At 70.4% G+C, this 24,012-nt stretch carries 18 protein-coding genes; 7 read left to right on the top strand and 11 right to left on the bottom strand.

Annotation, left to right across the window (positions count from 1 at the left end):
* Together AB0H86_RS38500 and AB0H86_RS38495 are read right to left on the bottom strand one after the other, a co-directional pair.
* The coding region (locus AB0H86_RS38500; protein ID WP_362449769.1) for a carboxyl transferase domain-containing protein at nt 1-344 on the bottom strand (344 nt) is incomplete at its 3' end.
* Nucleotides 345-498: 154 nt separating this feature from the next.
* Nucleotides 499-2,868: a polysaccharide lyase 8 family protein gene (locus tag AB0H86_RS38495; RefSeq protein WP_362449767.1), complete on the bottom strand. Its 2,370-nt coding sequence runs from the start codon at nt 2,866-2,868 to the stop codon at nt 499-501.
* Between the two features lie 151 nt (nt 2,869-3,019).
* Here AB0H86_RS38495 and AB0H86_RS38490 point away from each other — a divergent pair, with 151 nt between their 5' ends.
* Entirely contained in the window at nt 3,020-3,628 is a 609-nt protein-coding gene (locus AB0H86_RS38490) for a YceI family protein (RefSeq protein WP_362449765.1), read from the top strand.
* A 290-nt stretch (nt 3,629-3,918) separates the two neighbouring features.
* Complete coding sequence (locus tag AB0H86_RS38485; RefSeq protein WP_362449763.1) at nt 3,919-4,704, top strand: serine protease; 786 nt, start codon at nt 3,919-3,921, stop codon at nt 4,702-4,704.
* A gap of 116 nt (nt 4,705-4,820) precedes the next feature.
* On the opposite strand, the gene AB0H86_RS38480 is transcribed toward AB0H86_RS38485, so the two are convergent.
* Nucleotides 4,821-6,263 carry a hypothetical protein gene (locus AB0H86_RS38480; protein ID WP_362449762.1) on the bottom strand — a complete coding sequence of 481 codons (1,443 nt, stop codon included), beginning with the start codon at nt 6,261-6,263 and terminating at the stop codon, nt 4,821-4,823.
* Nucleotides 6,264-6,316: 53 nt separating this feature from the next.
* Nucleotides 6,317-9,325: a glycoside hydrolase family 3 N-terminal domain-containing protein gene (locus AB0H86_RS38475; RefSeq protein WP_362449760.1), complete on the bottom strand. Its 3,009-nt coding sequence runs from the start codon at nt 9,323-9,325 to the stop codon at nt 6,317-6,319.
* 114 nt (nt 9,326-9,439) lie between these two features.
* Between AB0H86_RS38475 and AB0H86_RS38470 the strand changes: the two genes are divergently transcribed.
* Nucleotides 9,440-11,305 (top strand): ricin-type beta-trefoil lectin domain protein, encoded by a 1,866-nt coding sequence (locus AB0H86_RS38470; RefSeq protein ID WP_362449758.1) that lies wholly within the window; start codon nt 9,440-9,442, stop codon nt 11,303-11,305.
* A 40-nt stretch (nt 11,306-11,345) separates the two neighbouring features.
* Nucleotides 11,346-11,834: a hypothetical protein gene (locus AB0H86_RS38465; protein WP_362449756.1), complete on the top strand. Its 489-nt coding sequence runs from the start codon at nt 11,346-11,348 to the stop codon at nt 11,832-11,834.
* Nucleotides 11,835-11,859: 25 nt separating this feature from the next.
* On the opposite strand, the gene cimA is transcribed toward AB0H86_RS38465, so the two are convergent.
* From cimA to AB0H86_RS38450, 3 genes are all read right to left on the bottom strand, one after another.
* Complete coding sequence (cimA, locus tag AB0H86_RS38460) at nt 11,860-13,464, bottom strand: citramalate synthase (protein WP_362449754.1); 1,605 nt, start codon at nt 13,462-13,464, stop codon at nt 11,860-11,862.
* A gap of 493 nt (nt 13,465-13,957) precedes the next feature.
* Nucleotides 13,958-15,046: a branched-chain amino acid aminotransferase gene (locus AB0H86_RS38455; RefSeq protein WP_362449752.1), complete on the bottom strand. Its 1,089-nt coding sequence runs from the start codon at nt 15,044-15,046 to the stop codon at nt 13,958-13,960.
* Nucleotides 15,047-15,322: 276 nt separating this feature from the next.
* Nucleotides 15,323-16,366: a 3-isopropylmalate dehydrogenase gene (locus AB0H86_RS38450; protein ID WP_362449750.1), complete on the bottom strand. Its 1,044-nt coding sequence runs from the start codon at nt 16,364-16,366 to the stop codon at nt 15,323-15,325.
* 155 nt (nt 16,367-16,521) lie between these two features.
* Between AB0H86_RS38450 and AB0H86_RS38445 the strand changes: the two genes are divergently transcribed.
* Entirely contained in the window at nt 16,522-18,096 is a 1,575-nt protein-coding gene (locus AB0H86_RS38445; protein ID WP_362449748.1) for a metallophosphoesterase family protein, read from the top strand.
* 58 nt (nt 18,097-18,154) lie between these two features.
* On the opposite strand, the gene AB0H86_RS38440 is transcribed toward AB0H86_RS38445, so the two are convergent.
* From AB0H86_RS38440 to AB0H86_RS38430, 3 genes are all read right to left on the bottom strand, one after another.
* Nucleotides 18,155-18,286 (bottom strand): hypothetical protein, encoded by a 132-nt coding sequence (locus AB0H86_RS38440; protein ID WP_362449746.1) that lies wholly within the window; start codon nt 18,284-18,286, stop codon nt 18,155-18,157.
* A gap of 312 nt (nt 18,287-18,598) precedes the next feature.
* Entirely contained in the window at nt 18,599-20,230 is a 1,632-nt protein-coding gene (pruA, locus tag AB0H86_RS38435) for an L-glutamate gamma-semialdehyde dehydrogenase (protein ID WP_362449744.1), read from the bottom strand.
* A 39-nt stretch (nt 20,231-20,269) separates the two neighbouring features.
* Nucleotides 20,270-21,196, bottom strand: coding sequence for a proline dehydrogenase family protein (locus AB0H86_RS38430; RefSeq protein WP_362449742.1), 927 nt, complete (start codon nt 21,194-21,196; stop codon nt 20,270-20,272).
* A gap of 163 nt (nt 21,197-21,359) precedes the next feature.
* Here AB0H86_RS38430 and AB0H86_RS38425 point away from each other — a divergent pair, with 163 nt between their 5' ends.
* Together AB0H86_RS38425 and AB0H86_RS38420 are read left to right on the top strand one after the other, a co-directional pair.
* Nucleotides 21,360-22,709: a helix-turn-helix domain-containing protein gene (locus AB0H86_RS38425; RefSeq protein ID WP_362449740.1), complete on the top strand. Its 1,350-nt coding sequence runs from the start codon at nt 21,360-21,362 to the stop codon at nt 22,707-22,709.
* A 32-nt stretch (nt 22,710-22,741) separates the two neighbouring features.
* Nucleotides 22,742-23,410 (top strand): HAD family hydrolase, encoded by a 669-nt coding sequence (locus tag AB0H86_RS38420; RefSeq protein WP_362449738.1) that lies wholly within the window; start codon nt 22,742-22,744, stop codon nt 23,408-23,410.
* On the opposite strand, the gene AB0H86_RS38415 is transcribed toward AB0H86_RS38420, so the two are convergent.
* Nucleotides 23,397-23,978: a TetR/AcrR family transcriptional regulator gene (locus AB0H86_RS38415; RefSeq protein ID WP_362449736.1), complete on the bottom strand. Its 582-nt coding sequence runs from the start codon at nt 23,976-23,978 to the stop codon at nt 23,397-23,399. The two genes, AB0H86_RS38420 and AB0H86_RS38415, sit on opposite strands and share 14 nt — an antisense overlap.
* Nucleotides 23,979-24,012: the final 34 nt, after the last annotated feature.

Raw genomic sequence — 24,012 nt, 5'->3', positions numbered from 1 at the left:
CCGCCGAAGATACGGAAGTCATGGGCGTAGACGAAGACCGTACGGCCCTCCACCGTGCCCCAGCCGGTGATCACACCGTCCGAGTACGGCTTCTTCGTCTCCAGGCCGAACCCGGTCGCCCGGTGCCGGCGCAGCTGCTCGACCTCCCGGAAGGAACCCGGGTCCACGAGCAGCTCGATGCGCTCCCGCGCGGTCAACTTGCCCTTGGCGTGCTGCGCCTCGGTGGCCTTCTCGCTCGGGCCGGCCAGCGCCCGCGCACGGATCTCGTGCAGCTCGGCCACTCGTCCCCGCGCGTCCGTCGGCTCACCCGTCGACTCACCCGGCGCCTCATCCAAAACGGTCATGTAGCGACCATACGAAGCAGACCGCGAAAAGCTCGCCGTCGACTCCGTACAGTCTCCGGACCGTTTTCCTGGTACCACTGAACAGAACCTCGGCGGCATACACCCCTTCGGACTGCTCAGGGGGCGTTCAGCTTGTAGAGGTTGCACAAAGTCGTCAGCTGAGAGTCACCTCACATTCATGTGTGGCAGATGCCCTCCCCGGAGTGACACGGAGGTCCAGTCGGCGGTCTGTCGAGAGCACCTCGACCGTGTCGTCCGCCCGGATCACCTCGCGCACCGGGTGCTCCCAGGTGATCTCCAGGGGCTCGCCCGTTCGGGGCGGCTCGCTCACGCGGAGAGTGACGGTACGCCCGCGGCGCCGGAGCAGCACGCTCGCGCCGGCGGACGCGGTCAGCCCGCCCGCCGTACCGGACCGCCAGAAGTTGGCGGCGGTGAGGCCCAGGGAGGGGACGCGGACCGCCTGGCAGGCGGCGTCGTTGGCGAGGACCGACAGCCAGTGCCGGTCGGCGGCGCGGGCCGCGACCGTACGGCGGGAGGCTCCGGGGAGCAGGACGTAGACGTACGTGGCGTCCGTCGGGTCGGTGCCGTGGTCCAGCCAGAGGGTCTGCCAGCGGCGGGTGCGGCGCTCGGCCGTGCTGGTGGTGTTGATGTCGGACCAGGAACCGGTGCGGTCCTCACGGAGCGTCCGCAGACCGTCCCCGCGGATCACCCAGCCGCCGTGGCCCTCCAGGTGGGCCCAGCCGTGGCCGCGTACGAAGGACGCCGTGCCGTCCTCCCCCAGGTTGCGGTTGTCGACGACCGTCTCGACCGGGACGCCGTCGGCGCAGGTGATGCCCGCCCCGAGGCAGATCACCGCGTCCGCGACACAGAACCAGGACTTGCGGGCCTGGAGGGTGGAGTCCAGCCCCTTCACGTGCTGGCCGATCGCCGCGTACTCGCCGTCGGTGGTGCCGCCGACCCAGCGGACGTCCGGCTTGGGCGCGCCCCACTCGCCACCGGCGCGGTCGGGGAGCCGTTTGGTGGAGACGGTGGTACCGGGGAGGCGATACCAGTCGACGGTGGGCCAGTACCAGTCCGTGTATTGATCGGCCCGGCCGCCCCGGCCCGTCGGCCACCAGGAGAGCATCCCGGCGCCCGTGTGCCAGCCGCGCGGGTTCTCGCCGTTGCCGCACTCGTAGGACGCGATGCGGTCGCTCGCCATGGCGATGCTCGCGGTGAAGGCGGGACGGCGGTGGACCGCCCGGTCCATCGCGGGGAAGAGCCGGTGGCCGACGGGTTCGGGGGCGGCCGGCACCGAGGAGTCGACCACCGAGTGCAGTCGGGCCAGGTCGGCCACATCGTACTGAGGCGCCGTCAGGACCGGTGTCACCGTGTCCCGTTCGATCCAGCCCTTGACGCGGGCGTACCAGCGATCGCGCTCCGCGGGACTCGCGCCGGCGGCGAGCAGGGCGATGGCGGCGATGAGGCCCTGTCCGTGGTAGTGGTCGCTGCGCATGACGTGGCGGTCGTCGCTCAAGAGGTAACCCCGGCTGATGGCACGGCCGTTGACGGCGTCCATCACCAACCCGTCGTGGATCAGCGGGGCGTAGGCGTGCTCGACGCTGTCCAGGATGATCTGCCGGCCGGGGTCGGTCACCTCCCACGCGGAACCGGCCAGCAGGGCGAAGAGGCGGCCGAGTCCGTCGAGCATGACCTGGCCGTACGTCCCCGAGTAGGCGACCCAGGTGTGCTGGACGAACGAGCCGTCCGCGTAGAGGCCGTCCCCCTGGGTGACGTACGGGAAGACCGGCGAGAGCGCGTCCCGGGCGAGGGCGATCCTGGTGGGGTCGCGGCCCAGGATGCCGCGCAGGGCGACGGACCGGCACAGGTCCACGCGGTTGGCGCCGGTGGAGGTGCCGGAGTAGTCGGTCAGCAGCGCGTCGGGAATGAAGTGGTCGATCGCGGCGCAGGCGGCTTGTCGCCGGTCGTCGGTGAGGTGGTCGTACAGGACGGCCGTGATGTCCATGAGCAGGCGGGGGCTGCCGATCTGCCATTCCCACCAGTTGCCGTAGCGGGTGGTGGAGGGATTGTAGACGGTGGCGGAGAGATGGTCGAGGCCCCGGAGCACGTCGGTGAGGAGCCCCTCGTCGCCGGTCGCGCCGGTGCCCTCGCGGACGTATGCCTGGGCCATGGTCCACAGCCGGCCGTAGCTCTGGGTGATGCCGGCGGGCGGGTCGTAGGGCCGGCCCGGCCACAGGGAGGTGGCGGTGGGGGCCATGGTGGCGCGGAAGCCGCGGGCGAGCACGCCGGTCTCGGCCAGGCGGGAGGCGTACGGCTCGGCGGCGGGGTCGAAGCCGGCGCCGAGGGCGATGTCGAGCCAGCGGCGGCGCAGGGCCGTGTAGGGGTCGTCGTCGGGGTCGGCCGGGTCGCCCCCGGGCCGTGAGCCGGGGGTCGCCGCGGCGGTCGTCGCCATGAGGGCGGCCGTGAGCAGGAGGGCTCTGCGAGTGGGCCGCGTGGAAACGGGGACCCGACGCTGGGGAGTCATGCCCCGTCCTCTATCACCTCGACCCCGGCACGCCAACACTTCGGCACGCCAACACTTCGCGGAACACATTGAAGCGCGGACGGAATAGGTCTACGGTCGTCCCTGTTGGTTTCGTTGAACGTTGAACATCCTCCACCCAAGGGAGCAGAGCATGAGCATCTTCGGCCGCAAGGACACCGCCGACACGACCACCGCGGCGCCCGCCGCCGTGAACCCGGCCCTGGCCGCACTGACCGGCGACTACACGATCGACCCGGCCCACTCCACCCTCGGCTTCGTGGCCCGGCACGCCATGGTCACGAACGTCAAGGGCAAGTTCCTCGACTTCAGCGGCTCGCTGCACCTGGACGGCGGCACCCCGTCCGCGTCCACCGCGTCCCTCGACGTCACGATGGCGAGCATCGACACGGGTTCCGCGGACCGCGACGGACACCTCAAGAGCTCGGACTTCTTCAAGACCGACGAGTTCCCCACCATGACCTTCCGCTCCACCTCGGCCGAAGCCCTGGGCGGCGACGACTACCGCATCACCGGTGACCTGGAGATCCTCGGCGTCACCAGGCCGCTCACCATCGACCTGGAGTTCAACGGCGCCGCGACGGACCCGTTCGGCAACGAGCGCGTCGGCTTCGAGGGCAAGTCGGAGATCCTGCGCTCCGAGTGGGGCCTGACCTGGAACGCCGCGCTGGAGACGGGCGGGGTGCTGGTCTCCGACAAGATCAAGCTGAACTTCGACATCTCGGCGATCAGGAACGCCTGAGTCGCCACGGCGGTACGTTCGGCGGCCACGCCGCCCCATGAGCCCGTCGCCCGCCCGTCACCGGGTGGGCGACGGGCTTTGCCGACCACGGGCCCGGCCGATCCGGACAGCGGTGGCCGGATCAGGCCCCTTGTGTGAGTGCTCACAGCGTTCTCATAATCCAGCAGCAGAAATTGTCCTGCCCATGCCAGTAATTGGGCGTTTTTGCTGTCTGCTATGACATGTGCACGCCAATTCTGTGTTGCGGACGCACCGGTCCGCAGCTCAACCCCCCACGGAAGGGCACCACCTTGAAGAGACTCCTCACGGCCCTCAAGAGATGCGCGGCCGTCGGCGCCGTCGCCCTCGCGGTCGCCAGTCTTCAGCCCGTCTCGGCCGCGCAGGCCGCCCCCTCGCCCGTCGTCGGCGGCACCCGCGCCACGCAGGGCGAGTTCCCGTTCATGGTCCGGCTCTCGATGGGCTGTGGCGGCGCGCTCTACACCCAGCAGATAGTGCTCACGGCCGCGCACTGTGTGAGCGGCTCCGGCGCCAACACCAGCATCACCGCCACCGCCGGAGTCGTCGACCTGCAGTCCACCACTGGTCGGGTCCAGGTCAAGTCGACCAGGGTCCTCCAGGCTCCCGGCTACAACGGCACCGGCAAGGACTGGGCGCTCATCAAGCTCGCCCAGCCGATCAACCTGCCCACGCTGAAGATCGCCACCACCACGCAGTACAACACCGGCGACTTCACCGTCGCAGGATGGGGATCGGCCAGCGAGGGCGGCGCCCAGCAGCGGTACCTGCTCAAGGCCACGGTGCCGTTCATCAGCGACGCCACCTGCAAGGGGTACGGCGGCAGCTACAGCGGCCTGGTCGCCGGCGAGGAGATCTGCGCCGGCTTCGCCGCGGGCGGCGTCGACACCTGCCAGGGCGACTCCGGCGGCCCGATGTTCCGCCGGGACTCCGCCAACGCCTGGATCCAGGTCGGCATCGTCAGCTGGGGCGAGGGCTGCGCCCGGCCGAACGCCCCCGGCGTCTACACCGAGGTCTCCACCTTCGCCTCCGCCATCGCCTCGGCCGCGTCCACGCTCTGACGCGTCCCCGCTCTCGTACGACGTCCACGGGCCCGGCGCGCCATGACGCGCCGGGCCCGCACCCGACCCTTCAGCCCGCCCCCCTTCAGCCCGCCCCGTTCACCCTGGTCCGGGCGTCAGAACCCGCCGCCGAAGTCCCCGCCTCCGCCGAAGTCGCCGCCGCCGAAGTCCCCTCCCCCGCCGAAGCCGCCGCCGAAGTCGTCCGCGTTGAAGTCCGCGCCGGACACGTCGCCGCCCTCGTAACCGCCGAAGTCGCCGTATCCGGAGCCGTAGTCGGCCGCGTACGCCGGGGTGGCCATCATGCTGCCGAGCAGGGTGCCGACGAGCAGGCCCGGCAGGATGCCGCCGCCGAAGTAGCCGCCCGCCCAGGGGCCGTAGGCGGGACCCGCCTCCCAGTACGGGCGGCGGCCGTACTCGGTGTCGACCTCGCGGACCACCGGATCGCGGCCGTCGGCCAGCCGGGTCCGGTCGGCCGCGCAGACGGGGACCTCGCGGGTCGCGCCGCCCGGGGGCGTCCAGCTCGCGTCGGCCACCGACAGACCGTGCCGCGGATCGAAGAAGCAGGGCGGTCGGCGGTCGGGTAGCGGCCGGCTCTCGCGGCGGGCGGCCAGTGCGGCGAGCGAGAAGCGGCCGTCCGCCAGGGCCTCGGTGACGGCCCGCACGTCCTCCGGCTTCCCGGCCTGAGCCATGGTCGACTTGGCCCGGTCGTAGGCGTCCAGCGCCCGCTCGTAGTCCGCGCGCATGGAGTCGTCCGCGCCCGCCTCAGCCGGATGGAAGTCGAGGCGGTCCAGTTCCTCGCCGAACGCGGTGATGTCCTCGTCGACGACGACCCGCAGCTTCTCCAGCGCGGCCCGCTGCTCCTCCTCGTGACGCCGCCGGTTGCGCCGGACCACCGTGTAGGCGCCCGCGCCGCCCGCCACCAGCACCGCGCCGACGGTGATCAGCGCGGCGGTGGACACCCCGCCGCCGCCGTCGGAGGAACCCCAGGTGGAGGGCGCCGAGCCGGCCATGTTGGTGAGGGCCCGGTCGGTGAAGTCGTCGAGCTGGGTCTGGGTGTCGCTCTCGCCCCTGACGCTGGTCACGAGGTTCCGTACGGCCGTCCGGGGCATCACCGCGGCGTCCGCCCGGGCGTCGAAGCCGGTGCCGAGACGGATCGCGTACAGACCGGTGACCCCGGTGGCGGTGCGCAGGTCGGTGAAGAGGTCCCGGGTCGGGTAGCCGGCCGGCAGCACGGCGACGAACAGGGGCTTGTCGGCGTCCTTGATCTGCCGGGCCAAGGTGTCGGCCTCGGCGGCCGAGAGCTGTGCACGCGCGGCCGGGTCGACATAGACCGGGCTCTCACGCAGGGCCTCGGCGACGGCCGAGACACTTGTGGCGGTGGTGACACGCGTGGCCGTGGTGGCGCTCGTCGCCGCCGTCACGCTCGTCGCCGCCGTGGCGCGCTGGGCCGCGCCGGCGCTCGGGGCGCCCGCCGCCAGGCCCGTCAGAAGGGCCAGGGCGACGAGCGCCGGTGCGAGCAGCAACCGGGTCGGGCCTCGTGTCGACAGTGCGGCCTTCATACCTTGAAACTACCCGAAAGGCGCCCAATCGGACACGCCGGAGGATGAGGCGTTCAGGCCGCCCGGTACGCCGCCGTCAGCCGCTCCACCGCCTCTGCGTTCCGCCCGGTCAACAGCAGATGGTCCGCGTCGGCGAAGGGTTTCGCCACCGCAGCGGTGATGTGCCGGCCCACCGTCCGCTGGACGATCAGCCGGGCCTGGGTGACGAGCCCGCGGCCCGTCTCGCCGTCTCCGGCCCGCTCCGCCGCCCTGGCCTTCACGCCCAGCGCCCGCAGCGTCTCCAGGCCGCCCTCCGGGACCTTGGTCAGCGTGGTGAGGCCCCAGCCGTACGGGTACTGCGGGTCGTACACCGGGTCGCCGACGTTGATCGGCAGCTGGGACTCGGACTTCGGCCAGGTCAGCGGCAGTTGTCCGGCGAAGGCCCGCTTGCCGTAGAGGACGTCCGCGACACCGTCGCCCTCCGTGCCGGGCAGCCAGGAGGCCACCAGGGCGTCGATGTCGCCGAGCCGGTCGCCGATCAGCTGGGGACGCCCGGAGACGATCAGCACCGCGCACCGCATCGCGGCGCACACCTTGTCGACGGCCGCCCGGTCGGCGGCGGACAACTCCAGGTCGTGGCCGTTGCCGACGTCGCCGACGCCCTCGGCGTACGGGGTCTCGCCGACGACGACCACGCCGACGTCGTATCCGTCCGTCGATGCCGAGGCGTCCTTGGAGTAGGTGACGTCACCGCCGGCCTCGCGCATCCCCTCCAGGATCGTGGTGCCCGGGATGATGTCACCGGAGGAGCCCTGCCAGGTGACGGTCCAGCCGCCGGTCTGGTTGCCGATGTCGTCGGCGTTCGACCCGGCGACGTACACCTTCTGGCTCTTCCTCAGCGGCAGCAGGCCCGCGGAGTTCTTCAGCAGCACCTGCGACTCGGCCGCGGCCTGACGGGCCACGGCGCGGTGCCCGGCGGAGCCGATCGCGGCGGCGCCGTCCGTGTCGGCGTACGGCTTCTCGAAGAGCCCCAGCCGGAACTTCTGCGTGAGGATGCGCGAGACGGCGTCATCGATCCGCCGCTCGCTGACACGGCCCGCCTCGACCTCGTCGACGAGGGTGCTGTGGAAGTCCTGGTACGCGTACGGGACCATGATCATGTCGAGGCCCGCGTTGACCGACGTGCGGACGTCGGAGGCGCGGTCGCCGGGGATCTGGTCGATGGCGGCCCAGTCGCTGATGACGAAGCCGTCGAAGCCCATCCGGCCCTTCAGCACACCGTTGATCATGTCGGCGCGGGCGTGCATCTTCACCGGGCCCTGTCCGTCGCCCGCGATGTCGAGGGACGAGAACGACGGCATGACCGTACCGACCCCGCGGTCCACGGCCGTCTGGTACGGCGCCAGGTGGACGGCCTCCAACTGCTGCCGGGTGACCTTGGTGACACCCTGGTCGATGGTGTACGTCCCGGTGGTGGAGGAGCCGTACTCGGTGCCGCCGTCGCCGACGAAGTGCTTGGCGGTGGCGAGGACCTTGTCGTCGTCCTTCATGTCCTTGCCGTCGCGGTCGCCTTGGAGACCCTGGATGACCGTCTCCATGGCCTGAACCAGGGCGGGGTCCTCGCCGAAGGACTCGTAGGTGCGGCCCCAGCGTTCGTCGCGGGTGACGCACAGGCAGGGCGCGAAGTCCCAGGGGATGCCGGTGGCGCGGACCTCGGCGGCGGTCACCGAGCCGGTCCTGCGGGCGAGTTGGGGATTCCTGCTCGCCCCGATGCCGATGTTGTGCGGCATGATCGTGGCGCCGACGAGGTTGTTGTGGCCGTGCACGGCGTCGACGCCGTAGATCAGCGGGATCTGGAACCGGGTGGCCTGTGCCCGCAGTTGGAAGGCGTCGATCATCTTCGCCCAGGCCTCGGCGGTGTTGGGCGTCGGGGTGGAGCCGCCGCCGGAGAGCAGCGAGCCGAGGTCGTACGCGGCGACGTCTCCCGGGGAGGTGATGGCTCCGCGCTCGGCCTGGGTCATCTGACCGGCCTTCTCCGCCAGGGACATCCGGGACAGGAGATCGGCGACGCGCTTCTTCACCGGCAGCCCGCTGTTCAGATACGGCAGCCCGTGGGCGTCGACGACGACCTTCGGGGTCTCGGCGGGCGGCTTGGCGCCGGTGACGGTCAGCTTGAGCGGGATCGTCTCGGCGGACTCGGCGGACCTGTCCTTGAGGGTGCGGACCCGCACGGTGCGGGAGGTGCCGGAGGCGGTGCCGGCCGGGAAGGTGACCTCGCCCCTGAGCGGCGTGTAGTCGCTGCCCGAGGCGGTGCCGCCGGTCGTCTCGTAGCCGACGGTCACCGGCTCGTCGATCGGGGCGGAACCGGTGGTGGCGACGGTGAGCCGGACGTCGGCCGTGCCGCCCTCCTCGACCGGGTAGACGGCGGCGTCGGTGGTGACGTTCGCGCGCAGGGACTGGTCGGCCTTGCCGTACAACTCGACGTCGTCCATGGCGAATTGGCCGGGAGCGCCGACGGGGAGCGTGACGGCGTAGCCCCACATCCCGGTGAGACCCAGGACGTGGTCGATGCCGCCGACGGGTTGGTAGTCGGTTCGGTATACGAAGTCGGTGAAGGGGATCTCGATCTGTCTCCAGCCGCTGAAGTCGTCGGTGAAGGACGTCGTCCACAGCTCGGAGGCCTCGCCGTGGACGCCCCCGTCCTTGAGTTCGAAGGTGATCTTCTTGGCGTTGTTCCGGCCGTCCCACCAGAAGCGGATGCCCTTGTGCGCCGACCAGTCGTGGGCGGGCTCGGTCGCGGCGAAGTCGTGGGTGAAGCCGCCGTAGCCGCTGATGTCGTAGGTGCCGGAGAGGACCTTGGCGCCCTCGGGGGCGTCGGCGCGGTCGGCGAACCGGAGTTGGGGCGGGTCGTCGTTGTCGCCGCCCCAGGTGAAGATGCCGTCGGCGGGCTGGGCCGCGAAGGGGACCTCACCCTCGAAGCGGTCTACGGCGACGGGGGCGGGGTCGCCGGCCGCCTGGGACACGCTCGGTGACAGCAGAGCGGTCAGCAAGGCGGTGGTGACGAGCAGAGCGGCTCTTGGCATAGACCATTCCTCGACTCTCTGGTTCACTCATGACTTAGATCACGCCGTGAGTTAACTAACGGCCCACACACCCGTCAAGACGCCACGTCAGACATTTCGGGAAGGGCGACCAGCATGAGGAGAACCCCCCGCGCGATCCGGCTGCTGCTGGCCGGTCTGCTCTCCACGGCCGGCTTCACCGCGGCCACTACTCCCGCACACGCCGCCGGTGAACAGGTCACCGCGTGGCTCACCACCACCGACGACGCCGCCGGCCGCCATGTGACCCGCGGCCTCCAGGCCCAGACGCCGTTCGCCTTCCAGTCCGGATCGGGCGGCACCGGCGAGAACATCACCGTCGACGAGAACACCCGCTACCAGACCTTCACCGGCGGCGGCGCGTCCTTCACGGACACCGCGGCCTGGCTGATGAACAGCAGCGGGGCGCTGTCCGCGTCGACCCGGAACGCGACCATGACCAAGCTGTTCTCGCCGACGGACGGCATCGGACTGTCGTTCCTGCGCAATCCGATGGGCGCCTCCGACCTGGCGCGGTACGGGTACTCGTACGACGACATACCCGCCGGGCAGACGGACCCCAACCTGACGAGCTTCTCCATCGCGCACGACCTGGCCGACGTCGTGCCGCTCACCAAGCAGGCGCTCGCGCTCAACCCCTCTCTGACTGTCATGGCCTCGCCATGGACGGCGCCGGCCTGGATGAAGGACAGCGGCTCGCTCAACGGCGGCTGGCTGAAGTCGGAGGACTACGGGGTATACGCCAACTACTTCGTGAAGTACCTCCAGGCGTACAAGGCCCAGGGCGTCAACGTCTCGTACGTGACCGCGCAGAACGAGCCGACGTGCTGCTCGGGTTACCCGTCGATGAGCTGGAACGCCAGCGGGCTCGCGTACTTCACCAAGAGCGAGCTGCTGCCGAAGCTCCAGGCGGCGGGCCTCACGACCAAGGTCCTCGCCCACGACTGGAACTGGGACGTCTACGACTCCTACGCGGCCTCGACGGTCGACGACGCGGCGGTCCGTTCGCATCCCAACTTCGGCGGGATCGCCTGGCACGGCTACGGCGGTGACATCGCCAAGCAGACGACCGTGCACAACCAGTACCCCACGCTGGACGCCTTCGGCACCGAGCACTCCGGCGGCACCTGGATCGCCAACCAGCAGCGCGAGGACATGAACAACATCATCGACTACACCCGCAACTGGGCGAAGTCGGTGACCAAGTGGTCGCTCGCCGTGGACCAGAACATGGGCCCGCACAACGGCGGTTGCGGCACCTGCACCGGGCTGATCAGCGTGCACAACGGCGACGGCGCGAGCGGCACGGTGGACTACACGGTCGAGTACTACACGATGGGCCAGCTGACGAAGTTCGTCCGCCCGGGCGCCCAGCGGATCGCCTCGACGGCGTCCACCTCCGTGCCGAACGTGGCCTGGCGCAACCCGGACGGCTCCAAGGCTTTGATCGCCTACAACGACGCCTCCACCGCGAAGACGGTCACCATCAACTGGGGCGGGCAGCACGCCACTTACTCCCTGCCGGGCAAGACGTCGGCCACCTTCACCTGGACCGGCACGCAGTCCGGCGGCGGCGGTCAGACCGGTGCCTTCGTCGGCCTGTCGAGCAAGTGCCTGGACGTGGCGGGCGGTTCGGCCACCAACGGGACCGCCGTGCAGCTCTACGACTGCAACGGCTCGACGGCCCAGCAGTGGACCGCGGGGACCGACGGGTCGATCCGCTCGCTCGGCAAGTGCCTCGACGTCACCTCGGCGTCCACGGCGGACGGGGCGAAGGTGCAGTTGTACGACTGCAACGGGACCGGTGCGCAACAGTGGTCGTACAACGCGACGACCGGTGATGTGGTGAACACGGCGGCGAACAAGTGCCTTGATGTGACCGGCAGTTCGTCGACGAACGGAACGCGGGCACAGATCTGGACGTGCTCGGGAGCAACCAACCAGAAGTGGCACTTGCAGTAGGGCGGGCCATGTCCCGCCCTCGACGGGGGGAGGGCGGGACATGAGACGTACAGGGGTGGCCGTCGCGAGCGCGGTGGCCGGGTCTCTGCTGCTCAGCGGGTGCGGGGCCGTCGATCTGCCGCTGGCCGGGATAGAGGTCGGGGCGGACGGGGCGCCGTCCGTGCTGATCCGGCCGTGCGGGGGCGACACCTACCAGAAGCCGTCGCTCGACGGGTGGGCCGGATCCGCCGAGGACGGGCCGGCCACCACGGGGTGGGACGTACGGAAGGAGAAGCTGAGCGGGGACGCCGAGTTCCCGCTGTTCTCGCCGCCGAAGACCTGGCAGGCCCGGCATCTGGGCACGCAACGGCTCCTGCCCGAGCACCACTACGCGCTGCGCTTCGGGCACTACGACACCGGCGACTCCTACAACGGGACCGTCGACTTCACGGCCGCGGACATCGCCGCACTGAAGCCCGGCCAGGTCTGGGCCGACAACCGGGCGATGAGCCTCGACGAGTTCGAGAAGCTCGCCGAGGACTCCTGCTGAGGCGGCCCCGCCTGCTCGGCCGGAGCTACGCGGGCGGCTCCACGCCCGCCCGCAGCAGCCCGTACGTGTACGCGTCCTCCAGCGCCTGCCAGGACGCCGCGATCACGTTCTCCGCGACACCCACCGTCGACCACTCCCCCGCCCCGTCGGACGTGGAGATCAGGACACGGGTGGTGGACTGGGTGCCGTGGACGCCCTCCAGGATGCGGACCTTGTAGTCGACCAGGTCGAGCTGGGCGAGCTGGGGGTAGATCTTCTCCAGCGCGACGCGCAGGGCCCGGTCCAGGGCGTTGACCGGGCCGTTGCCCTCCGCCGTGGCGACGATGCGCTCACCCTTGGCGTAGAGCTTGACCGTGGCCTCGTTGGCGTGGCTGCCGTCGGGGCGGTCCTCGACGATCGCGCGCCACGACTCGACCTCGAAGTACTTGAGGGGCCTGCCCTCGACCTCGGCGCGCAGCAGCAGTTCGAAGGACGCGTCCGCCGCCTCGTAGGTGTAGCCCCTGAGTTCGCGTTCCTTGACCCGGTCGACCACCCGGCCGACCAGCTCGCGGTCGCCGCCGAGGTCGATGCCGAGTTCCTTGCCCTTGAGCTCCACCGAGGCGCGGCCCGCCATGTCGGAGACCAGCATCCGCATGGTGTTGCCGACCTGCTCGGGGTCGATGTGCTGGTACAGGTCGGGGTCGACCTTGATGGCGGAGGCGTGCAGGCCGGCCTTGTGGGCGAAGGCGGAGACGCCGACGTAGGGCTGGTGGGTGGAGGGGGTCAGGTTGACCACCTCGGCGATCGCGTGCGAGATGCGCGTCATCTCGCGGAGCTTGCCCTCGGGCAGCACCTTCTTGCCGTACTTCAGCTCCAGCGCGGCGACCACCGGGAACAGGTTGGAGTTGCCGACCCGCTCGCCGTAGCCGTTCGCCGTGCACTGGACGTGTGTCGCGCCGGCGTCGACCGCGGCGAGGGTGTTGGCGACCGCGCAGCCCGTGTCGTCCTGGGTGTGGATACCGAGCCGGGCGCCGGTGTCGGCGAGCACCGTGGAGACGACCGCCTGGACCTGCGCGGGGAGCATCCCGCCGTTGGTGTCGCAGAGGATCACGACGGACGCGCCGGCCTCCGAGGCGGCCCGTACGACCGCCTTCGCGTACTCGGGGTTGGCGCGGTAGCCGTCGAAGAAGTGCTCGCAGTCGACGAAGACGCGGCGGCCCTGCTCCGTCAGGAAGGAGACCGTGTCGCGGACCATCTCCAGGTTCTCGTCCAGCGTGGTGCGCAGGGCGAGTTCCACGTGCCGGTCGTGCGACTTCGCGACCAGCGTGATCACCGGGGCGCCCGAGGCCAGGAGAGCCTTGACCTGCGGGTCCTGAGCCGCCTTCGCGCCGGCCCGGCGGGTGGCACCGAAGGCGACCAACTGGGCGTGCTTGAAGGCGATCTCCTCCTGGGCGCGGGCGAAGAACTCGGTGTCGCGCGGGTTGGCGCCGGGCCAGCCGCCCTCGATGAAGCCCACGCCGAAGTCGTCCAGGTGCCGCGCGATGGCCAGCTTGTCCGCGACGGTGAGGTTGATGCCCTCCCGCTGCGCGCCGTCACGCAGGGTGGTGTCGAAGACGTGGAACGAATCGTCGAGTTCGCTGGTTTCGGTCATGGTGTCAAGGCTCCTGTGTTGGATCTCGGTCTACCGGAATGACCGGCTCCACCGTCCCCACATGGTCCCTCGCGCTCTCGCCTCCGGCTGCGGGTGGGCCAGAAAAAGCGAAAAACCCCTCGCGGGTGCGAGAGGTCTGCGCGCGGGTCGAGGACGACGGTGTCCGCCCGTACCTGGTCGTACGTGGCGGTCACTGCGGACCGGCGCGCCTGCTGCCAATAATCATGGCGAACGAGAGCACGGAGGCAGTTTGGCACAACCTGCCCCGGTGCTCACCGTCCGTCTCAGAATGCGAGCCCGCGATCTTCCCTGGGGAGTGTCGGCGGGCGGCTCAGCGCACCCGGCGGACGAAGGCGGTCCCGGCCTCGCCTGCCCCATGCCGTGCGCGATACGGCCGTCGCGTGCGCGAGGAAGCGGGAAGACGGGAGAACCGGAGAGCGGGAGAACCGGGGCCCGCCGCAGGACGCGGCGGGCTCCGGTATGTCCGCGGGGCTCAGCCGAGCCGGTGCATCCAGCCGTGCTTGTCCTCGTTGACGCCCCTCTGGATGCCCAGCAGGGCCTCCCGCAGCCGCAGCGTGACCTCGCCGGGGGCGCCGTCGCCGTGGGTCCAGGCGGAGTCCTTGGTCTTGACGTGGCCGACCGGGGTGACCACGGCCGCGGTGCCGCAGGCGAAGACCTCGGTGAGGGCGCCCGAGGCGGCGTCCGCGCGCCACTGGTCCAGCGTGACGACACCTTCCTCGGCGGTGTAACCGAGGTCGCGGGCGACCTGGAGGAGCGAGTCGCGGGTGATGCCCTCCAGGATCGAGCCGGTGAGCGACGGGGTGACGATGCGGTCGCCGTAGACGAAGGCGATGTTCATCGAGCCGGACTCCTCGACCTTGGTGCGGGTCACCGCGTCGAGGTAGACGACCTGGTCGCAGCCGTTGCGGGCGGCCTCCGCCTGGGGCAGCAGGGAGGCCGCGTAGTTGCCGCCCGTCTTGGCGTCACCGGTGCCGCCGGGGACGGCACGGACGTGGTCCTCGGAGACCCAGATGGTGACCGGCTTGACGCCGCCGGCGAAGTAGGCGCCGGAGGGGGACGCGATCAGCATGAAGAGGTACTCGTTCGCCGGGTGCACGCCGAGCGCGGCCTCCGTGGCGAACATGAACGGGCGCAGATAGAGGGAGTCCTCTCCGCCGTGCGGCGGCACCCAGTCGGCGTCCTGCCCGAGCAGCGCGTCGAGGGCCTCGATGAACAGCTCCTCGGGCAGCTCGGCCATGGCCATCCGGCGGGCGGAGTTACGGAAGCGGCGGGCGTTGGCCTCGGGGCGGAAGACCGCGACCGAGTCGTCGGACTGGCGGTACGCCTTGAGGCCCTCGAAGATCTCCTGGCCGTAGTGAAGGACGTGGGTGGAGGGGTCGAGGGAGATCGGCCCGTACGGGACGAGCTGCGCGTCGTGCCAACCGCGCCCCTCCGTCCACTTGATCGTCACCATGTGGTCGGTGAAGTGGCGGCCGAACCCGGGGTTGGCCAGGATCGCCTCGCGCTCGGTGGCGGAGAGCGGGCTGGCGGACGGCTTGAGCTCGATCGTGGGCGTCGTCATGAGTGGTTGTCCTTCACCGGTTGTTGAGTGACGGGCCGCGCTCACGTCCGGACTGCCAGTGGCCAGTGCTAGGACGTCCGAGCATTCCCTCATTCCGCGGCTCCACGTTCGATTATCGCAAGCGGGAGACCGATGGGGGTACCGCCCACGTCCTTGCGGCCGTGGGGGAGGAAACGGCGTGAAAACGCGACCCAGGGATGATGGTGGCACCCGGCGGGGACATGCGAAAGCCGCCGGGTACGGAGTGACCCGGCGGCTTGTGTGAAGCGCGGCGGGTCAGCCGGCTACTCGTACGGCGAGCGCGTCGCCGATCTCGGAGGTGCTGCGGGCCGGCTTGCCGGTGCGCTCCGCGAGGTCGACGGAGACCGCCTCGTCGATACGGGCGGCCTCGGACTCGTAGCCGAGGTGGCGCAGGAGCAGGGCGACGGACAGGACAGTGGCGCTGGGGTCGGCCTTGCCCTGACCGGCGATGTCCGGGGCCGAGCCGTGCACGGGCTCGAACATGGACGGGAACTCGCCGGACGGGTTGATGTTCCCGCTCGCGGCGACGCCGATGCCGCCGGAGACGGCCGCGGCGAGGTCGGTGATGATGTCGCCGAAGAGGTTGTCGGTGACGATCACGTCGAAGCGCTCGGGCTGCGTGACCAGGTAGATGGTCGCCGCGTCCACGTGCATGTACTCGGTGGTGACCTCGGGGAACTCGGCGGCCACCCTGTTGAAGACGTTCGTCCACAGGTGACCCGCGAAGGTCAGCACGTTGTTCTTGTGGATCAGCGCGAGCTTCTTGCGCGGGCGGCCCTGGGCGCGGGCGAAGGCGTCCCGGACCACACGCTCCACACCGAACGCCGTGTTCACGGAGACCTCGGTGGCGACCTCGTGCTCGGTGCCCGTGCGGATGGTGCCGCCGTTGCCGGTGTACGGGCCCTCGGTGCCCTCGCGGACGACGACGAAGTCGATCTGCGGCTCGCCGGCCAGCGGGGTGGCGACACCCGGCAGCAGCTTCGAGGGACGCAGGTTGACGTGGTGGTCGAAGGCGAAACGGAGCTTGAGCAGGAAGCCGCGCTCCAGGACACCCGACGGCACCGACGGGTCGCCGATCGCGCCGAGCAGGATCGCGTCGTGCTGCTTGAGGGCGTCGAGGTCGGCGTCGGTGAGGGTCTCCCCGGTGGCGTGGAAACGCTTGGCCCCGAAGTCGTAGTCCTTGGTCTCCAGCTTCACATCCTGCGGAAGGACGGCGGAGAGGACCTTCAGGCCTTCGGCCACGACTTCCTGGCCGATGCCGTCACCGGGGATCACTGCGAGATTGAGGCTGCGAGACATGTCGGCACCGTACTCCTTGTCCCATGGGATGACATGCGTTGTCCGCGATACGGACATCCGGGAGCACTGCCTGGGAGCACGTGCACGCCACCCCGTTGCCACGCGTTCACCCGTACGTATGACGGGTGTTGAGGTCCGGTGGGAAGTTCATCCTTATGGAGACACCCGACTGCGGCATCCCGCCCGAGCTCGCGCGCCGGATGAGCATGGCCGAGCAGCACGAGTACCTGCGCACGAAGCTGTCCCGGCGCCGCACGCTGGTGACGGCGGGCGCGGTGGCGGGCGGACTGCTGACGGGCTGTTCGAGCGTCGGCTCACCGCGTACCGCGGCCAGTGCGACGGCCACCTCCACCTCACCCTCGTCCGCGTCGGCGCACGGCTCGGCCGTCGTCCCGTTCGGCCGGCATCTCGCCTTCGGCGCCGACCCCAGGACCGGGATGCGGATCTCCTGGCAGGTCCCGGGCGCGGTGCGGGGGCCGTACGTCCGGATCGGCACCCGGCCCGACGAACTGAGCCGGAAGATCGACGCGGAGGTGCGCGACCTGCACACGCCGGGGGTGAGCGGGGTGCGCCTGGCGCTCGACCAGTTCTATGTACACGCGGCTTTGGACGGTCTGCTTCCCGGTTCCACGTACTACTACGGCGTCGGTCACGACGGCTTCGACCCGGCCTCGCCCGCCCACCGGTCGACGATCGGCTCGTTCCGTACGGCTCCGACGGCACCGGAACGGTTCGTGTTCACCGCGTTCGGAGACCAGGGGGTCAGCCGTGCGGCCGCCGCCAACGACCATGTCCTGCTGCGTCAGAAGCCCGCCTTCCATCTGCACGCGGGCGACCTCTGCTACGCGGACGGCACCGGCCACGGTGAGAAGACCGACGGTTACGACCCCGCCTACTGGGACCTGTTCCTCAAGCAGAACGAGCCGGTCGCGAGGTCGGTCCCCTGGATGGTGACGACCGGCAACCACGACATGGAGGCCTGGTACTCACCGGAGGGCTACGGCGGCCAACTGGCCCGCTGGTCCCTCCCGGACAACGGCTTCGACCCGCGCACCGCACCGGGCGTGTACGCGTTCACCTACGGCAACGTCGCCTGCGTGGCACTGGACGCGAACGACGTCTCGTACGAGATCCCCGCCAACTTCGGCTACACGGGCGGGAAGCAGACGGCGTGGCTGGACCGGAAGCTGGCCGAGCTGCGGGCGGACGCCGCAGTGGACTTCATCGTGGTCTTCTTCCACCACTGCGCCTACTCGACCTCCTCGCACGCCTCCGACGGGGGCGTGCGCACGGAGTGGCTGCCACTGTTCGCCAAGCACCAGGTGGACCTGGTGATCAACGGCCACAACCACGTCTACGAGCGCACGGACGCCATCAGGAACGGCGAGGTGGGCCGGCCGGTCCCGATCGGCGCGACGACCGACCCGACGCGGGACGGGATCGTGTACGTCACGGCGGGCGGCGGCGGCAGGGACCTGTACGGCTTCCCGGCGGGCGTGAAGGAGAGCTACGAGGGACACGTCAAGGACCGCGAGTCCGTGGACTCCTTCCAATGGACGAAGACGCAGCAGTCCAGGAAGGAGACCGTCGAGTGGTCCCGGGTGCGCTACCGCGGGTTCTCCTTCCTCTCGGTGGAGGCGGAGAGCGGTACGCGCCCGAAGCTCACGGTGTCGGCACTGGCGCAGAGCGGGAAGCGCATCGACCGTTTCGAGGTGCGGCGCGGTGCGTGATTCCGCGCCGCACCTCATACGGGTGCGGCTCTCGTCATACGGGTGCGGCTCTCACCGGTCAGTGGCCGGTCGCGCCGCCGTTGTCGCGGCGGTCGAGGGCGCGCTGGAGTGCGGCGGCGGCGTTCTTTCGGTCGGACTCGCTCGTACGGGAGATGTGACGGACTCGACGGCGGGCGGTCGTCTCGGCCATGGGGAATCGACTCCTTCGAGATTCCGCGCTGCGGAAAAAGGGGGTACGAGACGCCGGAAGAGGCGGCGAGCGGTGCCGCAGGGATTGCCTGCACGGGGCCCGGCTCACGACCGCCATTCGCTGGATCGAGCGAGACGTTCGGCTCCTACAAAGTTAAGGGAGGAGGTCCTGTCTGTCTCCACAATTACTCGGACTTCCTACTATCTGAGACGGCGTCCTCCCCCGCACCGCGCTGACCTGCACCGCGTCCGCGTCGCGAACGCGCGGAACGGGCCAGGTCGAAGACCTGGCCCGTTCCCTGTGCGCGGGGGCTCAGCCCATGTGCGGGTACGGGTAGTCGGTCGGCGGGACCAGCATCTCCTTGATGGCGCGGGTCAGGGTCCAGCGCATCAGGTTCTGCGGGGCGCCGGCCTTGTCGTTGGTACCGGAGGCCCGGCCGCCGCCGAAGGGCTGCTGGCCGACGACGGCGCCGGTCGACTTGTCGTTGATGTAGAAGTTGCCGGCCGCGTAGCGGAGCTTGTCCATCGTGTACGCCGCCGCCGCGCGGTCGGCCGAGATGACCGAGCCGGTCAGCGCGTAGTCGGACACCGACTCCATCTGGGTCAGCATCTCGTCGTACGCGTCGTCCTCGTAGACGTGGACCGCGAGAACCGGGCCGAAGTACTCCGTCGTGAAGACCTCGTTCTCCGGGTCGCCGCACTCGATGACGGTCGGCCGGACGAAGTAGCCGACCGAGTCGTCGTACGAACCGCCCGCGACGATCGCGCAGTTCGGGTCCGACTTCGCACGGTCGATGGCGGCCTTGTTCTTGGCGAAGGCGCGCTCGTCGATGACCGCGCCGATGAAGTTCGACAGGTCGGTGACGTCACCCATGGCGATGGAGTCGACCTCGGCGGCGAACTCCTCGCGGAAGCCGCTGTTCCAGATCGACGCCGGGACGTACGCCCGGGAGGTCGCGGAACACTTCTGGCCCTGGTACTCGAAGGCACCGCGGGTCAGCGCGGTCTTGAGGATCGCGGGGTCGGCGCTCGGGTGGGCGACGACGAAGTCCTTGCCGCCGGTCTCGCCGACCAGACGCGGGTAGGTGCGGTACTTCTCGATGTTGGCGCCGACCGTCTTCCACAGGTGCTGGAAGGTCCTGGTCGAGCCGGTGAAGTGGATGCCCGCGAGGTCGCGGTGGTTCAGGGTGACCTCGGAGACCTCGATGCCGTCACCGGTGACGAGGTTGATGACGCCCTTGGGCAGCCCGGCCTCCTCCAGCAGCCCCATGAGCAGCACGGCGGCGTGGGTCTGCGTGGGCGACGGCTTCCAGACCACCACGTTGCCCATCAGCGCGGGCGCGGTGGGCAGGTTGCCCGCGATCGCCGTGAAGTTGAAGGGCGTGATCGCGTAGACGAAGCCCTCGAGCGGGCGGTGGTCGAGGCGGTTCCAGACGCCCGGGGAGTTCGCCGGGGGCTGCTCGGCGAGCAGGTCACGGGCGTACTTGACGTTGAAGCGCCAGAAGTCGATCAGCTCGCACGGGGTGTCGATCTCCGCCTGCTGGGCGGTCTTCGACTGGCCGAGCATGGTGGAGGCGGCCAGCGTCTCGCGCCAGGGACCGGCCAGCAGCTCGGCGGCGCGCAGGATGATCGCCGCGCGGTCGTCGAAGGACATCGCACGCCAGGCGGGCGCGGCGGCCAGGGCCGCGTCGACGGCGTCCTGGGCGTCCTGCCGGGTGGCGTTGCCGTACGTGCCGAGGCGGGCCTTGTGGTTGTGCGGCTGCACGACGTCGATACGCTCACCGCCGCCCAGTCGCCTCTCGCCGCCGATGACGCACGGCAGATCGACGGGGTTGTCGGCCAGCTCCTTGAGCTTCGCCTCCAGTCGCGCGCGTTCCGGCGAGCCGGGGGCGTAGCCGTGCACCGGCTCGTTGACGGGGGTGGGGACCTGGGTTACAGCGTCCATGGTTCCTGAACTCCTTCTTGAGCGGTGTGTTTCCGGGGCTCAGCCCTTGGTGATCATGCTTCGCGCGAAGAACCGCAGGTTGGCCGGCTTCTCCGCGAGGCGGCGCATGAAATAGCCGTACCAGTCGGTGCCGTAGGCGGTGTAGACGCGCATGCGGTGGCCCTCGGCGGCGAGCCGCAGGTGCTCGTCGCCCCTGATGCCGTACAGCATCTGGAACTCGTACTCGTCGAGCTTGCGGCAGGCCTGCCGGGCGAGTTCCTGGGCGATGGAGATGAGGCGCGGGTCGTGGGACCCGACCATCGGGTACCCCTCGCCCTCCATCAGGACCTTCAGGATCCGGACGTACGCCTTGTCGATCTCGTGCTTCCGCTGGTGGGCGACCTCGGCGGGCTCGTTGTACGCCCCCTTCACCAGCCGTACGCGACTGCCGCTCGCGGCGAGGCGGCGGGCGTCGGCCTCGGTGCGGAAGAGGTAGGCCTGGATGACGCAGCCGGTCTGCGGGAAGTCCTTCCGCAGCTCCTCGTGGATGGCGAACATCGAGTCGAGGGTGGTGTGGTCCTCCGCGTCGAGGGTGACGGTCGTCCCGATGGCGGCGGCGGCCTCTACGACGGGACGGACGTTGGCGAGGGCCAGCTCGTGACCGCCGTCGAGCGCCTGGCCGAACATGGACAGTTTCACGGACATCTCGGCGCGGGGGCCGAGCTCCAGCCGCTTGAGCCGGTCCACGAGCTCCAGGTAGGAGTCCCGGGCGGCGGCGGCCTGTTCGGGCGTGGTGATGTCCTCGCCGACGACGTCCATCGTCAGCTCCAGACCCCTGTCGGTCAGCTCCTGGACGATCGACACGATGTCGTCGACGGACTCACCGGGGATGAAGCGGTCCACGACCTGCTTGGTGACCGGGGCCGCCGAGATCAGGCGTCGGATCAGGTCGCTGCGCGACGCGGCGAGAATCACGGGACCCAGCACGGGGCACCTCCACATACCAACCCTGATGAGGCCGATTCCCGAAGATTCGGGTACGGCACGGGGAACCACCGTGAAACCTAAGGATCCCTCCGATCGTCTGCCATCGACAGCTGTCACGCATCCGTGCCCTGGATCTCAGACAGATGTATGAAGGCCCCCGGAAATGGGGGAGAATGCCCGGGTGACGTCGGATGCTGCGCCTTTCAAGAACGTGGGTGACTACCAGGAGCTGGTCGACGAGATCTCCGAGCTCCTCGGCGCCCCCGCGACCCTGGAGAGCCGGGACTTCGAGCTGATCGCCTTCGGTGCGTACGACAGTGAGGGCGACCTGGACGCGTCGGCGCTGGACCCCGTGCGCACCCGCTCGATCCTCGCCCGGCGCTCCACGGCCGCCGTCCGCTCGTGGTTCGAGGGCTTCGGCATCACCCGGGCGACAGGGCCGGTCCGCATCCCGCCCACCCCCGAGGCGGGCGTCAACCGGGGACGGATCTGTCTCCCCGTACGCCATCGGGGCGTCGTCCTCGGTTACGTCTGGCTGCTGGACGACGACCCGGGGCCGACCGAGGAGAAGCTGACGGCGGCGATGGGGGTGACGACCCGCATCGGCGCGCTGCTCGCGGACGAGGCGCAGCACGGGGCGGATCTGAGCAGGGAACTGCGGGCGGTCCTCACCGCCGAGCGCGGCTGGCAGCACGACATGGCCGTCGCCGAACTCCGCACGGCCCTCGGCCCGCGCGCGGACACCCTGCACACGATGGTCTGTGTGGCTCCCTGGCCGTCGGCCGACCCGGAGGACGCCCCGTCCGTCCGTACGGTCCCGGGTGCGACGGCCCTGTGCACGGTCCCGTGGGGAACGACGGCCCACTCCCTCGCCCTGCTGGTCCGGCTCCGCGCACCGGACGTCCTGACACCGGCGACGTCGGCGGCGGGACGGCTGCTGGAGCGGGCGGGATCACAGACCGGAAGCGGGGGCGGGCCGAGCGGGGGCGGGCCGCCGGTCGCGGGCGGCGGTGCCGGGGGGCGGCCACCCGGCACCGGTGCCGCTGCGGGAAGCAGGCCGGTGGCCCCCGTGGCGTCCGTCGGTGGGTCCGACCGTGCCGGTGGGGTCGCCGCCGGTATCGCTGTCGCCCGCGTCGGTCTCGCCGAGTTGGGCGTCGCCTGGCGGGAGGCCGCGGCCGCCGCCCGAGCGGCCCTGGCGGAGACCCGTTTCGGGCCGGTCGCCGAGTGGGCGGACATCGGTCCGTACCGCCTGCTGACCTCGCTGCCCCCGGAGGCAGCCCACGACCCCGCCGTACGTACGCTCCTCTCCCCCGCCCACCGCGAACTGGCCCGCACCACCGAGATCTACCTCGACTGCGCCGGCCAGGCGGCCCGCACCGCCGCCGAGTTGGGCATCCACCGCCAGACCCTCTACTACCGCCTGTCCCGGGTCGAGAAGCTCACCGGCCTGGACCTGGACGACGGTGAGGACCGACTGCTGCTGCACATGGTGTTGAAGGGGGCCCGGCTGTAGCCATGTCCGGGACGGCCACGGATCCTCAAGGCATGCCCCTGCTGATGATCGACCTCGACAACACCCTGGTCGACCGGGACTCCGCCTTCCGGGAGGCGGTCGCGTCGTTCCTGGTCGAGTACGCGCTGCCCGCCGACGATCTCCCCCGGCTGCTCGCCCTCGACGCGAGCGGCTACACGCCCCGCGCGGATGTCGCCCGAGCCATGATCGACCGCTACGGCGCCACCGTCCCCGGCTCCGCCGTGCACGCCCTCCTCGACCACGGCGCCGCCGAACGCGTCACCCTGCCGGAGCCGACCCGCCGCGCCCTCGACGAGGCCGTCGCGGGCGGCTGGACCTGTGTGATCGTCAGCAATGGCCGCGTCGCCCAGCAGGAGACGAAGATCCGGATCACCGGGCTGGACCGGCTCGTCCACGGCTGGGTGGTCTCCGAGGCCGTCGGCCACAAGAAGCCCGCTCCGGAGATCTTCCAGGCCGCCGCGTCCCTGGTCGGCGCACAGCTCAACGGCGCCTGGATGATCGGCGATTCACCGCATGCCGACGTCCGGGGCGCGATGTGCGTCGACGCGCACAGCGTGTGGGTGTCGGGCGGCCGGCCGTGGACCGAGGTCGACTACCGGCCCACCCGCATCGCCCGGGACACAGCCACCGCCATCCACCAGGTGGTCGGCCCCAGCTCAGCCTCGGCTACCTGTTCGTAGCCGCGGCGATCACCTGACGCAGCCCCTCCGCGATCTGCTCCGCGCCAGGCGCGGTCTTCGGGTCGAAGGTCCACTGCGCGATGAGGCCCGTCATCAGGGTCACGTAGAACATGCCGAGGGTGTCGACGGTCTCGTCCGAGACGTCCTCCTCCCGTCCACCCATGAGCATCGGCACGAACCCACGCCCGGCCTCCCGCTGAGCCCGCGACAAGTGGTCCCGCACGTCGGGCAGTTGGTCACCCATGACCACGATCTCCATGCTGAGGTGCCAGAGCGAGCCCGGCTCCCGCATGGTGGCGATGACGTTCGACCACACCTCCTGGAACCGTTCGAGGGAACCGGGCTCGGCGCTCAGGGCGGTCCCGTCCCCCTCGAAGGCGTCACCCATGGCCTCGACCAGCGACACATACGCCTGCGCCAGCAGCGCGCCCTTCGAGCCGTAGTGATAGCCGATCGAGGCCAGGTTGGTCCCCGACTCCTTGACGATGTCGCGCGCCGTCGTCCGCACGAAGCCCTTCTGCAGCAAGCAGCGCTTGGCGCCCTCGAGCAGATCCTCACGGTGTCCCATGCGGTCCACCCTACCGCCGCCCCATACAGTCGTC

It is taken from the genome of Streptomyces sp. NPDC050997, from assembly GCF_040660135.1.
In the GTDB taxonomy this organism is placed as follows: Bacteria; Actinomycetota; Actinomycetes; order Streptomycetales; family Streptomycetaceae; genus Streptomyces.
The sequence above is the reverse complement of the archived record's forward strand: the minus strand, read 5'-3'. Positions and strand labels throughout refer to the sequence as shown.